Genomic DNA, 15036 nt, shown 5'->3' with positions numbered 1-15036 from the left:
CTATCACCCTAGCGGATTATCGTAATAGATGAGTTTTACACTCACTTGAATATTCTAACAGAGGAATATCTATCTGTAAAGATAAAATTCTTGTCAGAAATATTTCGATTAATTCAGATCTATTTTGTCGTTGATTATTTCTTCAAGTTTATTTTTACAAAATAAGCTGTGACAAGCGTCTTGCCGCAAGCCTATTTTTCTATCCACTTCTGGCACAACTTCTTATTGTTCTTCTTGTTTGATCTCAGCTAGAAATTTTATCATTTCTGGTGTCATTTCTAATTTTTCTAACATGTCTGGGCGACGCAAATAAGTCCGGCGCAGTGATTCTTTTAACTGCCATTCTTCAATCAAGCGATGGTTGCCATTCATCAAGACTTCTGGCACACCCATTCCCTCAAATTCTGCAGGGCGCGTATATTGTGGATGTTCTAACAGACCCGTCGAATGAGAATCTGTCTTGGCAGATGTTTGGTTGCCTAAAACATCTGGCAATAAGCGGACCGTGGCATCGATCATTACCATCGCACCAAGTTCACCGCCGGTCAAAACATAGTCTCCTAAAGAAACTTCATCAGTTACTAGTGAACGAATCCGTTCGTCATAGCCTTCGTAATGGCCGCAAATAAAGATCAATTGTTCTTCTTGTGAAAATTCTTCCGCCATTTTTTGATTGAAGGGTTTCCCAGCTGGATCGAGCAAGATTACACGTTTTTTTTGATTGGGCGTTTCAGTTTCAATCGCTTGTAGATTATCGTAGATCGGTTGAACTTTTAACAACATTCCAGCACCGCCGCCATAAGGATAATCATCAACTTGTTTATGTTTGTTATCAGAATATTGCCGAAAATCATGAACGTTGATTTCTAATAAATCTTTTTCCACTGCTTTTCCGATGATCGATTCTCCTAAAGGACCTTCGATCATTTTAGGAAAAAGCGTCAAAACATCAATCCGCATCATCTAACAATCCTTCCGGAATTTCAACACGAACTGTCCCCGCTGTCAAATCGACGGCTTTAACTACAGATTCAATATACGGCAGTAAGGCATCTTTTTGTCCTTTGCATTTTACGACCCAGACATCATTGGCTCCAGGTGATAGGATTTCGGTAATTTTACCGATTTCTTTATCTTCTTCATCAATTACCGTCAAACCGATGATCTCATGATAATAATATTCGTGTTCATCTAATTCACCCAGTTGTTTCTCTGAGATTTTTAAGATGCCATCACGAAAGACTTCCACATCATTGATATTAGGGTAGCCTTCAAAACTGAGCAAATCAAAATTTTTATGTCTGCGGTAACTTGCGATTGTCAAAGGAAGAACCTCTTGCTTATCACGGAATAAAAATAGCTGTTCTCCCACTTGATAACGCTCTTCCGTAAAATCAGTAGTAGAAATCACTCGAACTTCACCGCGTATTCCATGCGTATTGACGATTTTCCCGACTTTGTAGTAATTAGTCACTTATTTTCCTCTTTCTGCTTAGGCTAGTTTGCCATCGATACAGCCATTTTCAAACTGTTCATCGAATCAGCATTCATAATTGTATACATCGTTTGATTGTCTTGCCAAACCACTCTGTTCGATTGGTAATCACCAGTAGCTACTCGCAAAGAAATCTGACCGGCATCATGCGGGACTGGCAGAAAAGCTTGTTCTAAATATTCAACGGTTTGTTTGGCTAATGGAATGGGATTCTCCTGTTCAAGATTGTTGGCTTGTACAGCTAAACTCCAATTGCCTTCTTGCCACATCAAGAAACTAGATCCCGCACCAGCGCTCTGATACCCCGTGATATTATACCCAAGATCGACTTGTTGTCCATTCGGATCATAAGTTTGCCCAACTTCATTTTGTGCCGCTTCGTTTGAGTCGAAATTTTTCCGCTGAAATCGAGCGATTGGTGATTGTCCATTTAATGAGGGATCATTTAACGGTACGTCTTCTCCCACTTCATAATAATTGATGGTCAGTGTTTGCTGCGCTTCAGAAACAGTGATCCCAATTGATTTTCCACCACTGATCGTTGTTGGATCAGGAAACTTTTCATTAGGATAATTGGCTTGCAATTCCTCCATCGCTGATAATGCATGATTTTCATGGGACGAATTGGTTTTTGTTGAACTATTTTGTGTTTTAGTGTTAGTTACAGTGGATGAATCTGTGCTGGAACTTGTATGCTTCGTTGAACTTGATAGGCTTGCCTTCGAACTTGTCTTTGTCTCAACAGTCGATTCTGCGGTGCTATCTTGTGAATCACTATTTCCTGAGTTACAAGCAGCTAGTAGAAATACCGTGCTAAACAACAACAAATATTTTTTCATGATGGAACACCTCCATCTATAGTCTAACGTATTTTCAACGAAAAAACACTCGAATCAAACCGACTCGAGTGTTCTCACTTTATTTACCATCCACGATGTTGAGACGAACTTTTTTCGGTCCATCAGTCCGAACACTATATACGATCGTACGGATCGCTTTTGCTACTCGGCCTTGTTTCCCGATGATTCTGCCGATATCTTCAGGTGCAACAGTTAAGTTGTACTCTAAAAAATCATTAGATTCCTCGATCTCTAACTTCACTTCTGCAGGGTTTGTCACCAAAGGATGAACAATCGTCAACACAAGGTTCGTTAAATCTTGCATAACAGATCACCCTATTTCTTAGCGAATTTAGCGTCGTGGTGTTTTTGCATGATGCCTTCTTTAGAAAGAATGTTACGAACTGTATCAGAAGGTTGTGCACCTTTTTGTAACCAGTCTAAAACATTTTCTTCTTTTAATACGACTTCTGCAGGGTTTTTCAAAGGATTGTAAGTACCCACAGTTTCGATAAAACGTCCATCACGAGGAGAACGAGAATCAGCAACAACGATACGGTAGAAAGGTTTCTTTTTAGAACCCATACGTTTCAAGCGAATTTTAACTGCCATTGTATAACTACACCTCCATATAATTAATCACAAGATGTAGTTTAACACGCTTTGATTTAGCTGTAAAGAGTTTTTTCTTTACAGTACTCTTTTTCTTTTAAAGCGTATCCTTTGCACCGTTTACTTATTTTACGTAAGATATAACTATAGGTTAACAAAAGTAATAGGAAGCGAAGGAATTATAATGACAAAAAAAATCGGTATCTTAGTCGGCAGTCTTCGTAAAGACTCTTACAACAAAATCGTGGCCAAACAATTGGCAGAACTGTTACCTGAAGAATTTGAAGCTAAATTCATCAAATTTGATGATCTTCCTTTTTATAATGAAGATCTTGAAGTAGAAGGTGCTGCCCCTGATGCTTGGGCGCGTTTTCGTAAAGATGTCAGTGAAGTTGATGGTCTCTTCTTCGTATCACCAGAATACAATCGTTCGGTTCCAGCCGTATTAAAAAATGCCTTAGATGTCGGTTCTCGTCCAATGGGCAGCAGTGTTTGGGGCGGCAAACCTGGTTTAGTCGTAACGGTTTCTCCTGGCGGACCTGGCGGATTCGGTGCCAACCATGCTTTACGTCAGTCACTAGTATTTTTAGACGTTCCAACCTTACAACAACCCGAAGCATATATTGGCGGAATCATGAACTTAGTAGATAACGATGGTCATATTGCCGATGGCACAGTGAAATTTTTCAAAACGATCACAGATAAATACATTGAATTCTTCAATAAATTAACTAAATAATCAATTAAAAAATACTTGCCGTGGGCGAGTATTTTTTTCTAGCTCACTTTAACAGCTAAGTAATTCAGTTTTTAGTTTGAGCTTAAAAACTAGAACCATAACCACTTTTGTCATTTATATAGTACTTCAACTCGCCGTTTGAACATTTAGTCAATAGCTCAGCTGATAGTTTTGACGTAGGCTCTCGGACACATTTTTGATATTCAATATGCGCAATATTAAAGCTAATTGGGACTCCGCAGACTCCTTGATTGCGGTATAGGCGTTGTCAATATTTTATATCCTCAAAAAAAGGGCTGACAAAACCTTGTCACCCTTTTTTCCAAATAAACAGTATTCTAGCAGCTTCAGAAATAAGCTAGAATTTCGCAAAATTTAAAAAAGTCATTCCCAAAAATTTCAGCCTATTTTTTTAAACTGCTTACTTCTATCAAAAACTCTTTTTTTATTTCTTTAAATGCAGCTGAGCAAATTGGCCAATTTGTTCAGTTTCAAGTAATTGAAATTTTTGTTGATTGGATTGCGGCAAGAAAAGCGGCACACCTTCTCCTAATAAAATCGGAACGATCTGAATCCACCATTCATCGATCAGTCCTGCTTCAATTATCGGTTGCAATAATGCTCCGCCTCCAACGACCCAAATCGTTTTATCTGCAGGTAGTTTTTTTATAAATTCGACAGGATCTTCATTGATCACTTGCATATTGTCATCGACTTTGATTGCTGAATGACTAAAGACAAAATTTTCTTTTCCGGGATTGATGACTTCTAACTGTGCATCTCGTTTAACGACTTCGTAACTTCGACGCCCCATCATTGTATAATCGATTGATTGATAAAACAAATCAAAAGGGAACTTGTCCCCACCTTCTTGCTGATACAACCATTCTAAACGGTCCTCTTTATCTGCCAAATAGCCATCTAAACTCATTGCGCCATAAAAAACTGTTCTTGCCATTGGACACACCTCTTTCTTTTCCAACAGTTTATCAAGTAAATTTGCTAATACCAATTTTTTTGATCGTTTGCTGAAAAAATCAAGACAACTAACGGCTGCTATTTCTTAGTCAATTCTGCGTAACGAAAACAATTTTGTTCATGATCATTGACGATTCCAACGGCCTGTAAAAAAGCATAGATCGTCGTGCTACCGACAAATTTGAACCCGCGTTTTTTGAGATCTTTAGCAATCTGATCGGATAATGCTGTTTTGGCGGGTACATCTTTCGCCGTACTGATTTTATTATCTACTACTTGGTAATCGGTGAAGCCCCACAAATAATCAGCAAAACTTAGCCCGGCTGTCTGCATTTCGATGATCTTTTGTGCATTGTTGATCGCTGCTTCAATTTTTCGACGATTACGAATAATTCCTGCGTCTTGCATCAACGCTTCAACCTTTGCAGTATCAAACTGTGCAACTTTTTCAATATCAAATTGTTCATACGCCAAATCAAAATTAGTCATTTTATTCAGAATCGTCTGCCAGCTTAATCCGGCTTGATTCATATCTAAGACTAGTTTCCGAAAAAGTCGCTGATCATCGTACTCCGGCACACCCCAAACAGTATCATGGTAGTGTTGCATCTTTTCATTGCTTCCAGCCCATTGACAACGTTCCATCTGCATTCCTCCCTCTTTTTCGACTATGCGTACTTAGTCTTGACGATAATAGTATTCCTCAGCCGGGAAACTTCCGCTATTTTGCGTGATGATGATTCTCGGTCTTGTCGTATCAGATTGGTCCCCTTCAGGATTTGTCGCACCAATTTTATAGAGAGCAATCGCAGCGCCTCCACCTCCATTAATAGGCATAATACTTACATAAGAAATTCCATCTTCAGCGGGTTCGGATCTTTGTGCAACAATTTTTTCTTGATTATCCGTTGTTCCATCTGCATTGATTGTTAGTGTTCGGCCTTCGCCGTTTTTCCAAGTACCAGCTAATGTCGCAAAGTCGCCAGTGAGGATTGCTTCGACATCAAGGTCGGTTTCTGTTTGTTTGGATTGATACGCTTTCCACCATTCGTCATGGTATTCACGCAGACTTTCCTGATTATCGGAATCAAAAAAGATGCGATTTTCGTCACTCGTCTTGCCGTCAGGTCCTGATACACCACTAGGAACAAGTGTCAAAACTAATTCTTTGCCTTCGATGGCGATCGCGTTTGTTCCTAAGAAAGTTACTTCATAATACCCGTTAGTCTTTTTAGGTAGCTGATTTTTATTCATTTTATAATGTGCATGGCTTGAACCTGCCCAATAAATCCAATCTTCCCCGCTTTTAGAAATGCCTGGGAAAACGGTCGTCTGATTTTGATAATAATTCGTTGGAGTGTACCCATTTAAAGTAAAACCAGATTCTGCGATTGCTTTTTCAGTCGTATCATTTGAATAGCTGCCTTCAAAAGTAGAAAGATCGCCTTGCAAAACAGGGTCCGCTGTCACTTTAGGTTTCTGATTACTGAAAGTCATCTGATGATCTGGATTTCCGTCACTCATCGTTAATTTAATCTCGCCAGATGCAGCTGCTGTAATATCGATTTTAAAACCTGAATCTCCGTCAGATTTTGACATCTGTGTCTTTGATTGATAGTCGGCACCTTTTGATTGCCAATCTGGAATAAAGGTTGCTGTCATTTCTCCTTCTGAAACTTGGTACGTGATTTTCCATTCTTGATCACTCAGTTGCTCAACAGTAGCTGTACTGCCTTCATTCGTATAATAAGTTCCTGCCAATGCTATTTTTTTCTTTTTAGGTGATTGCTTTTTTTCAGCGCTAGATGAATCAGAAATTTTTTCAACCGTTGAACTTTCTGTTTTATCCGTTGTCGTTTCTTCTGCAGCCTTATTCGAACATCCTGCTAATAAGAAAAATACGATAAATAGTGAAGCGATGATTCTTTTTGTTTTCATTTGATAACCCCCAAAAAATACTTTTTCTTAACTCCTTTACTCCATGACTACAACAGCCGTTGCAATCAACTACCGTTAGTATAGCACTCAAAAGGTCGATTGGCTGGCTATCTGGACAGGAATTTCGTATAAAAATCAAAAAAGCTAGGCAATAAAATCTGCCTAGCTTTTCCATCAATTTATGCTATTTGCGTTTCTTTTTCTTCTTTTTACTTTTCTTAACCATCCGGTTCATGGCCATCTTGCCCATTTTACCTTTGATTCCTGAACCAAACATTTGATCCATTCCTGCTGACATATTGCCTTTACTCATTTGCTGCATCATTTTACGCGACTCTTTGAACTGTTTGATCATGCGATTAACTTCGACGATCGAGTTCCCTGAACCGGCAGCGATCCGACGGCGGCGGCTAGGATTCAATAAATCTGGATCTTCTCGTTCTGCTGGTGTCATTGAATAAACCATCGCTTTTTTACGTTCGACATCTTTAGGATCAACTTTGACATTTTCAATTCCAGGCATTTGGCTCATGCCAGGAATCATTTTTAATAGATCTTCAATCGGTCCCATGCCCATCACTTGATCTAATTGTTCGATGAAATCATTGAAATCAAAACTGTTTTCCTTCATCTTGCGTGCAAGTTCTTCAGCTTTTTTCTCATCGTAATCTTGTTGCGCTTTTTCGATCAATGTCAGCATATCGCCCATGCCTAAAATTCGACTAGACATACGATCTGGATGGAAGACTTCTAAGTCTGTTAGTTTCTCACCTGATCCGACAAATTTGATTGGAGCCCCTGTGACGGCCCGAATTGACAACGCCGCACCACCACGAGTGTCCCCATCTAATTTAGTGATAACGACCCCAGTGATTCCTAATTGTTCATTAAAACTCTGCGCTACGTTGACTGCATCTTGCCCTGTCATCGCATCGACAACTAAAAGAATCTCATTCGGTTGTGCGATTTCTTTGATCTGTTTCAGCTCTTCCATCAACGCTTCATCGATGTGTAAACGACCGGCCGTATCAATCAAGACATAATCGTTTTTATTTTCTCGCGCTTGTTCCATCCCTTGACGAACGATTTCAACCGGGCTGACTTCAGTTCCCAAATCAAAAACAGGAACATCTAACTGTTGACCTAAAACTTTCAATTGGTCGATAGCTGCTGGACGGTATATGTCGCCTGCAATCATTAACGGACGAGCTTTTTCATTTTTGATCAACTGATTGGCAAGTTTTCCGGCAAACGTTGTTTTACCAGCCCCTTGTAACCCAGCCATCATAATAACTGTCGGAATCTTAGGTGATTTTTCAATTCCGACTGCTTCTGTTCCCAAGGTCTTTGTTAACTCTTCATCAACGATTTTTACGATTTGTTGGGCTGGAGACAGACTTTCTAATACTTCTGCTCCAATCGCCCGACTACGGACTTCTTTGGTGAATTGTTTCACCACTTGTAAGTTGACATCGGCTTCAAGTAAAGCCAAACGGATCTCACGCATCATTTCAGTGATATCTGATTCTGTGATTTTTCCTTTTTTACGTAATTTCCCCATCGCAGCTTGCAAGCGCTGCGTTAAACTTTCAAATGCCATTGATTAAATTTCCTTTCTATTCATCTAAATCTTGTAATCCAGCGATCGTAGCGGCTAAAAATTCATCCTTGGGATAATGCTCCGTGACATATACTTCCAATTTATCCAACTGCTCTTCCCGCACAATATAATCTGAAAACAAATGTAGCTTGCGCTCATAATCTTCCAAGATTTTTTCTGTTCTTTTGATATTATCATAAACTGCCTGACGACTCACCTGATATTCCTCAGCAATCTCGCCTAAAGAAAAATCATCGGCATAATACAACTCCATATAATTCATTTGCTTTTCAGTCAGCAACGTTGCATAAAATTCAAACAACGCATTCATACGATTGGTTTTTTCGATCTCCATTACGTCATCCTCATTTCTTGCCAATTTTCTTCAGAATAAACAGGTAATCCTTGTTGGATAAAATAAGCCGTTGCAACACCGACACCTTTGATCCGAGTACCGGAAAAACTACCGTCATAGATCAAATTACTGCCGCAGGAAGGACTTCTTTCTTTTAAAACAAGACCTGTGATCTGTAATTTCTGCATTTCTTTAAACGCTTTGATCGCGCCTTGTTTAAAGGCATTCGTCAAATCATGGCCTTCTTGATCGAAAACTTTTGCTTTGCCTTGCCAGACATCAAATCCGTCACCGCCACGAATCTCAGCAGGAGGACGCGGTGTAGGCAAGCCGCCTAAAACTTCAGGGCAAATCATCAATGCTTGATTTGTTTCAACTAAACTTTTCAGCGCCGCAATCTCATTTGTGCCACCGTCGTACCGACACGCGACACCGCCTAAACAGGCACTAATTCCCAGCATGGTTACTTCTCCTATCAAATTAATAGAAAATAGGTGACAAAACTGCCTTCCCATTATACCATTTATTAAGGTATGGAAATAGTCTTTCATAAATGTTCTTAACAAGAAAAATTAATTCCTTCCACTAGAGAGGAGATCCATATGAAACGTGTATTAGTCGTAGACGATGAGCTTTCGATCATCAAGTTATTGAGTTTCAATTTAGAAAAAGAAGGCTACGCCGTCACTACTGCTGAAGATGGCAAGGAAGGCTACGAGCTGGCCTTAAATGAAAAATTTGATTTTATTATTTTAGATGTGATGCTGCCATCGATGGACGGTTTGGAGATCGCAAAAAAATTGCGGCAAGAAAAAATTGATACACCGATTCTAATGCTCACTGCTAAAGATGATACGATCGACCGAATCTTAGGCTTAGAGATTGGAGCCGATGATTACTTGACCAAACCATTTTCGCCGCGGGAAGTTCTTGCTCGAATGAAAGCAATTTTTCGCCGAGTAGAACCTAGACAAGAAACGATCGAACATGAATTTTTAACTGCTGGCGAAATCAAAGCCGACTTGGCTACTTACCAAGTTTTCATTCGTGATGACAAGATTGATCTGACACCGAAGGAATTTGAACTACTCGTCTACTTCATGAAACGGCAAAAACGCGTCATTGATCGCGATACCTTGCTGGATCGGATTTGGCAATATGATTTTTCCGGTCAAAGTCGGATCGTTGATGTCCATGTCTCCCATCTGCGAGAAAAAATCGAAGTCGACCCTAAACATCCGCAATATTTGCAAACCGTTCGCGGCTTTGGTTATAAGTTTCAGGTGCCGGCTAAATGAAACGTAAACACTTAGACTACCTTGTTCCTTTTCTACTTGTTTGCTTACTGTTTTTAGGCAGTTGGAAGTTAGCCAATCACTTTTTCACCAAAGAATTGTTGGAATTACAAGAGGAATTTTTGACTAGTAACGGCGAATTGGTCATTCAGCAGCTAGACTTAGATTCACTTGACTCCGACAAAAACCAACACGCGATCGAAGACTTTGCAAAAAAAACACAAGATCGAATCACCTTATTAGATACACATGGAAAAATCATTTTTGACAGCACCGAGCCGAATCTTTCCGGTACGCGTGAAAATCGACCTGAAGTAAAATTTGTTTTGAATAAAAATGATGTCGGTTCTTCCGTACGTTATAGTACTACTTTGAAAGCGGAATTGCTCTATACTGCGCAGCCGATCCGCTCTGGTGATGAGATTGTCGGTATCTTGCGAGTTGCTAAAAGAACTTCTGCATTTCAATCAAAGACCCAAAACTTTCAGCGAACGATTTTTACTATTTTGTTTTTGTTTTATGCCTTCATCTATCTAATCATCTGCTATCTGACCTATCAGCGAAACCGGCCGATCGAAACAGTTTTACCCGTTTTGCAACGGATGTTGGCTGAACCAGAAAAAAGCAATTATGTCATGCAAAACTCTTCGCAATGGCAAGAGCTTTACGTTACTGTCAATCAAATCAGTGAACAATTGAATGAAACCTATGCTGCTTACACATCGACTGAAGAACAGTTTTCGACGCTCTTTCATGAATTGACTATCGGGGTGTTCATTATCGATACCGAAGGCCGTTTTATCATGATCAATCCGGCCATGGAAGAATTGCTGCAAATCGGCGGGGCTAGCCAACATTACTATTGGCAAGTTATCCAAGACAATAAGTTCATCCAATTGATCCAGCAAGTTTTAGTCGACAAAAATCAAGTTCATCAAGAAATCTCAGCCAAATTACCCGATTCGATGAACTTAGATATTCGCTTACGTTATATTGAAAATGAGCTTAAAGGCGATCAGGTGATGGGAACGGTCTATGATTTGACGCATGTCCGCCGCTTGGAAAAAATTCAGCGAGATTTTGTAGGCAATGTCTCACACGAATTGAAAACCCCTGTAACTTCTTTATTAGGCTTTACGGAAACGTTATTAGATGGAGCCAAAGAGGATCCAGATCTAACCGAAGAATTTTTAACGATCATGCAAAATGACGCCAAACGCTTGCAGCGGCTGATCCAAGATATTATTGAACTATCAAAAGATGGCAGTGATCTAGCTGAAGACCGTCAAGCACTCGAGTTGAACTACTTTTTCCAACAACAGATCGATTTGTATCAGCATTTGCTGAAAAACAAACAGATCCTTATTACAATTGATGGCGCAAAAAATTGTTTCTACCAAACGCGCTTGACTTTTTTTCAACCGATTATCAAAAATCTGTTGGAAAACGCGATTCAATATTCAACAGAGAAAAGCCAGATTGAATTGTGTTATCGTCTGACGGATCAATTAGTCATCACGGTGACCGACCATGGTATCGGCATGTCAAAAAGCGATCAGAAACGAATCTTTGAACGTTTTTATCGAGTGGACAAAGCTCGTGCCCGCCACTCAGGCGGAACAGGTCTTGGGCTGGCTATCGTCAAAGAATACAGTGAGATTCTTGGCGGAACGGTCGAAGTCGAGAGCCATCCAAAACTTGGCTCAACCTTTACAGTGACCTTACCGAATAATTAAAAAAAGCTGACTTCAACTTTCTAACGAAATTGAGGTCAGCTTATTTATTTTTTGGGGAAAGGTGTCTTTTCTTCAATTACTCCATCAAAAATTATTTTACGGTACCGTCTGCGGCACGTTCGACTTTCATTGATGTTATCGGCAAATAGCCCAATTCTTTGACCGGTCCAGATTGTACTTCGTCACTAGTCATGAATTTTAAGAAATCAGCCAATGCTTTTTCCGGCTCGCCTTTTGTATACATATGTTCATAGGACCAAATCGGCCATTCATTTGTCGTAATGCTTTTAGCGTTTGCCGTCACACCATCAAGTTGCAAGGTTTGCAGACTGTCATCAACATAGGATAATGCCAAATAACTAATGGCTCCTGGTGTTTGTGCCACAATTTTTTTAACGGTTCCTGATGAATCTTGTTCTTGCGACTGAATAGATTCTTTTCCGTCTAGTCCCCATTTTTCAAAAGAAGCACGGGTTCCGCTACCGGAAGCTCGATTAATCACTTGAATCGCTTCGTCTTTGCCGTCAAGTTCCTTCCAGTTTTTGAGTTTGCCGGTGAAAATATCGATCAATTGCTGTTTTGTAATATTTTTTACTCCAACGTCCTTATTGACAACCGGAACAAACCCGACTACTGCAACTTTATGATCGACTAATTTACTCGCGTCGACCCCTTCTTTTTCCTCCGCAAAAACATCTGAATTTCCGATTTCTACTGAACCATTTTCGACTTGGCTTAAACCAGTCCCGCTTCCGCCGCCTTGAACAGAGATCTGGACGTTTGGATGATTTTGTGTATAGCTTTCTTGGGCCGCATCAACTAACGGCTGCAAAGCTGTAGACCCTACCGCTGTAATCTTCACAGGATTTTCTTTTGTTGAACCCGAATCTTTTGCCGCGTCTCCTGTACCGCAGCCTGCCAAGATAATTCCTGAAAAAGCTAATGCTAAAATAATTTTCTTCATCGTATACACTCCCACTAATAAATTTCTTTTTAAGAATCCGAATCGAAAAACGCTGACGCTTTCCTTTTCCTTAGTACATCATTACTTTATCAATCAAAAGTAAATATCTAGTTGTGTCCCTGTAAATGATCCGTAAAGAACTGTAAATATTTGGTAAAGACAAATTCCCTTACTTTTTATTAGTTTTGATGTACAATAACATCAGATTGAAAAACAACCATGAGAGAAGTGAAACCTATGTTAGTCATTATCTATGATGTAAATGGCTCAGAAAAACGGTGAACTATTCTAGTCCCAATGATTTTCTAGCCGCTCAACTAAAAGAAGTCCCAGACTTGCCTGATTATTACCATGTAGTAACAGCGACAATCGATGACAAAGAGATCGCTTTGCAAGATAAAACCATCAGCGGATTATTCAATTACTTGAACAAATAAAAAAAATGGATCAAATCTTTTCGATTTGATCCATTTTTTTATTTATTTAAATAGTCGGTCAAACGTTTCATCGCTTCAACTAAGTTATCCATTGATGCGGCGTAGCTGAGTCGGACATAGCCTTCACCTTCTGGACCAAAGGCAACTCCCGGAATAAGTGCTAACTGATTCTTCTCTGCTAAATCAATACAGAATTTCATCGAATCTTGCTCTTGATCTGCTGGGATCTTCGCAAAGATATAGAATGCACCTGAAGGACGGGCAACTTCAAAGCCTAATTTTGTCATAGATTGATACACAAAATCTCGACGTTCACGATATTCTTCCCGCATCACTTCTGCATCAGAGATTCCTTGGACCAATGCTCGAACCGCCGCTTTTTGCGAGATCGTCGAAGCAGCCGTCACTAAGTATTGATGAACTTTGATGATTTGTTCAACTAATTCTGCTGGCGCAAAAATAAAACCAATCCTCCAGCCTGTCATCGCATGAGATTTTGACAACCCATTGATCAAAATTGTTTGTTCTCGTAAATATTTTCCGAATGAAACATGTTTCGCTTCATAATTCAATTCACTATAAATTTCATCACTGATTACAAAAATCGGATATTTTTTTAATGTCTCACTCAATGCAGAAACTTCCGCTTCATTGTAAGCTACCCCAGTTGGATTTGACGGCGATGTAATAATGATGGCTTTAACTTTGTCTCCATGTTCTGCCATTGCCTGATCAATTTGTTCTGGCGTTAAAATAAAATCCGTTTCCCGTGTATCAATATAAACGGGTTCAGCACCTGCTAATAAAATCAGCGGTTCATATCCCGGATATGTCGGCGCTGGAAGCAAAACTTTATCTCCCGCCTCTAAAATTGCCAACAAGCTAGCAGATAACGCCTCCGTTGCCCCAACAGTCACTAATACTTCCGTTTCCGGTTGATAGTTGACTGTATACTTTTCCGATAAAAAACAGCTCGCGGCTTTTCGAACATCGATCAAACCAGACATTCCTGTATAATGGCTAAAATTATCTCTAATCGCCTGTTGCCCTGCTTCTTTGATATGTTCAGGGGTATTAAAGTCCGGCTCGCCTAATGTCAACTTTAACATATTAGGAATTCCAGAAACTTTTTCATCAAATTGACGAATCAATGAGACGGCGATTTCATACACATTTTTATTAAATCGATCTTGCACTTTATTCATATAACCCCTCCATTTCTAATCATATTATCACAATTATTCAGATAGTAAAGTGTAAATATTGCTTTGTTTGTTCATGATTGATAAAATTTCAGCGGCATTTAGCAGTCATTTAATCAACTTTAGCAGACTCATGCTCTTTCTTAAAAGACAACTCTAACTTACTTTTCTTTTTTCCTGATAAGTGTTCGTTTTACAAAGAAGAAAATTTAACTCTAAATAGGTAACGGTTTGTTGATAGCAGCATAAAATAACTTTAATTATTATCATTATTTATGTAATTTCGATTGAATTGACTATTTATCAATCATAAAATAACCTTAAAGACGTTCTGCTGGAGGCTATTTATGATGCATAAGAAAATAATTTCACTACTACCGTTTGGTTTTTATCTCATCCCTTACATGCATCTCTCATTAGCAATCGATTATCTTTTCGATTCTCTTATTGGTATTTTTCTGTTTTTGATAGTTACTGTCACTATAGGTTTCTATGCAAAAAAAATTCGACGCCTGTCTTTATTGATCCTAGGCAATCTCGTCAATATCTTATTGAGTTGTGCCTTGATCCTTTTAAAAAGTCCGATAGTCGATTGGTACCACTCTTCTTCCCCATTTGTAGCTGCAGTCCCATTGATTGTTCTCTTTATATTTGCACAATTGACCGGCATTTTTTGGGCCCATGCTCTCCAAAAAGAAGGGGCATTTTCAATCGATAAAGGAAGTAAAAACTAATTGTTTATTAATTGATAAAAAAGCTTCGGATCGTTACGGAACTGACCCAATAACCTGAGACAAAATAAAAAAGCACCCCTTGTTGAATTCAAGTTAAAATGAATTTAACAAG

17 protein-coding genes and 1 pseudogene are annotated in these 15036 nt (G+C 39.3%); 5 read left to right on the top strand and 13 right to left on the bottom strand.

Annotation, left to right across the window (positions count from 1 at the left end; genetic code table 11):
- Positions 1-222: 222 nt before the first annotated feature.
- The 5 genes from trmD to rpsP form a co-directional block, all read right to left on the bottom strand.
- Positions 223-963, bottom strand: coding sequence for a tRNA (guanosine(37)-N1)-methyltransferase TrmD (trmD, locus tag FFM68_RS12550; protein WP_137619624.1), 741 nt, complete (start codon positions 961-963; stop codon positions 223-225).
- Complete coding sequence (rimM, locus tag FFM68_RS12545) at positions 950-1474, bottom strand: ribosome maturation factor RimM (protein ID WP_137619623.1); 525 nt, start codon at positions 1472-1474, stop codon at positions 950-952. Before rimM ends, trmD begins: the two co-directional genes overlap by 14 nt.
- Before the next feature lie 23 nt (positions 1475-1497).
- Complete coding sequence (locus FFM68_RS12540) at positions 1498-2334, bottom strand: lipoprotein (RefSeq protein ID WP_137619622.1); 837 nt, start codon at positions 2332-2334, stop codon at positions 1498-1500.
- Between the two features lie 79 nt (positions 2335-2413).
- Complete coding sequence (locus tag FFM68_RS12535) at positions 2414-2659, bottom strand: KH domain-containing protein (protein WP_137609297.1); 246 nt, start codon at positions 2657-2659, stop codon at positions 2414-2416.
- An 11-nt stretch (positions 2660-2670) separates the two neighbouring features.
- Positions 2671-2946 carry a 30S ribosomal protein S16 gene (gene rpsP, locus FFM68_RS12530; RefSeq protein WP_137619621.1) on the bottom strand — a complete coding sequence of 92 codons (276 nt, stop codon included), beginning with the start codon at positions 2944-2946 and terminating at the stop codon, positions 2671-2673.
- Between the two features lie 184 nt (positions 2947-3130).
- Between rpsP and FFM68_RS12525 the strand changes: the two genes are divergently transcribed.
- Positions 3131-3685 (top strand): NADPH-dependent FMN reductase, encoded by a 555-nt coding sequence (locus FFM68_RS12525; protein WP_137619620.1) that lies wholly within the window; start codon positions 3131-3133, stop codon positions 3683-3685.
- 445 nt (positions 3686-4130) lie between these two features.
- On the opposite strand, the gene FFM68_RS12520 is transcribed toward FFM68_RS12525, so the two are convergent.
- The 6 genes from FFM68_RS12520 to FFM68_RS12495 form a co-directional block, all read right to left on the bottom strand.
- On the bottom strand, positions 4131-4643 hold the full coding sequence (locus tag FFM68_RS12520) for a dihydrofolate reductase family protein (RefSeq protein WP_137619619.1): 513 nt from the start codon (positions 4641-4643) through the stop codon (positions 4131-4133).
- A gap of 98 nt (positions 4644-4741) precedes the next feature.
- Positions 4742-5308 carry a DNA-3-methyladenine glycosylase I gene (locus tag FFM68_RS12515; RefSeq protein ID WP_137619618.1) on the bottom strand — a complete coding sequence of 189 codons (567 nt, stop codon included), beginning with the start codon at positions 5306-5308 and terminating at the stop codon, positions 4742-4744.
- A 33-nt stretch (positions 5309-5341) separates the two neighbouring features.
- On the bottom strand, positions 5342-6601 hold the full coding sequence (locus tag FFM68_RS12510) for a DUF6287 domain-containing protein (protein WP_137619617.1): 1260 nt from the start codon (positions 6599-6601) through the stop codon (positions 5342-5344).
- Positions 6602-6785: 184 nt separating this feature from the next.
- Positions 6786-8201: a signal recognition particle protein gene (gene ffh / locus FFM68_RS12505; protein ID WP_137619616.1), complete on the bottom strand. Its 1416-nt coding sequence runs from the start codon at positions 8199-8201 to the stop codon at positions 6786-6788.
- Between the two features lie 16 nt (positions 8202-8217).
- A complete protein-coding gene (locus FFM68_RS12500; protein ID WP_137619615.1) occupies positions 8218-8556 on the bottom strand; it encodes a putative DNA-binding protein in 339 nt (112 codons plus the stop codon).
- Positions 8556-9017 carry a 2-thiouracil desulfurase family protein gene (locus FFM68_RS12495; RefSeq protein ID WP_137619614.1) on the bottom strand — a complete coding sequence of 154 codons (462 nt, stop codon included), beginning with the start codon at positions 9015-9017 and terminating at the stop codon, positions 8556-8558. The genes FFM68_RS12500 and FFM68_RS12495 overlap by 1 nt, the downstream gene beginning before the upstream one ends.
- 141 nt (positions 9018-9158) lie before the next feature.
- On the opposite strand from FFM68_RS12495, the gene FFM68_RS12490 reads away from it, so the two are divergent.
- On the top strand, positions 9159-9854 hold the full coding sequence (locus FFM68_RS12490) for a response regulator transcription factor (protein WP_137619613.1): 696 nt from the start codon (positions 9159-9161) through the stop codon (positions 9852-9854).
- Positions 9851-11587, top strand: a complete 1737-nt coding sequence (locus FFM68_RS12485) for a sensor histidine kinase (RefSeq protein ID WP_137619612.1) — start codon at positions 9851-9853, stop codon at positions 11585-11587. Before FFM68_RS12490 ends, FFM68_RS12485 begins: the two co-directional genes overlap by 4 nt.
- Positions 11588-11678: 91 nt before the next feature.
- On the opposite strand, the gene FFM68_RS12480 is transcribed toward FFM68_RS12485, so the two are convergent.
- Complete coding sequence (locus tag FFM68_RS12480) at positions 11679-12551, bottom strand: phosphate ABC transporter substrate-binding protein PstS family protein (RefSeq protein ID WP_137619611.1); 873 nt, start codon at positions 12549-12551, stop codon at positions 11679-11681.
- 237 nt (positions 12552-12788) lie between these two features.
- On the opposite strand from FFM68_RS12480, the pseudogene FFM68_RS12475 reads away from it, so the two are divergent.
- Positions 12789-12988: pseudogene (locus FFM68_RS12475) on the top strand (DUF4649 family protein).
- Between the two features lie 38 nt (positions 12989-13026).
- Here FFM68_RS12475 and FFM68_RS12470 read toward each other — a convergent pair.
- Positions 13027-14193: a pyridoxal phosphate-dependent aminotransferase gene (locus FFM68_RS12470; RefSeq protein ID WP_137619610.1), complete on the bottom strand. Its 1167-nt coding sequence runs from the start codon at positions 14191-14193 to the stop codon at positions 13027-13029.
- 347 nt (positions 14194-14540) lie between these two features.
- Between FFM68_RS12470 and FFM68_RS12465 the strand changes: the two genes are divergently transcribed.
- The gene (locus FFM68_RS12465) at positions 14541-14924 is read left to right on the top strand and encodes a hypothetical protein (protein WP_137619609.1); all 384 of its coding nucleotides are present in this window, start codon (positions 14541-14543) and stop codon (positions 14922-14924) included.
- Positions 14925-15036: the final 112 nt, after the last annotated feature.

Source organism: Enterococcus xiangfangensis (genome assembly GCF_005405365.1).
Lineage (GTDB): Bacteria > Bacillota > Bacilli > Lactobacillales > Enterococcaceae > Enterococcus_A > Enterococcus_A xiangfangensis.
Note: the sequence above shows the minus strand (reverse complement) of the source record. Positions and strands in the feature narration are given on the sequence as shown.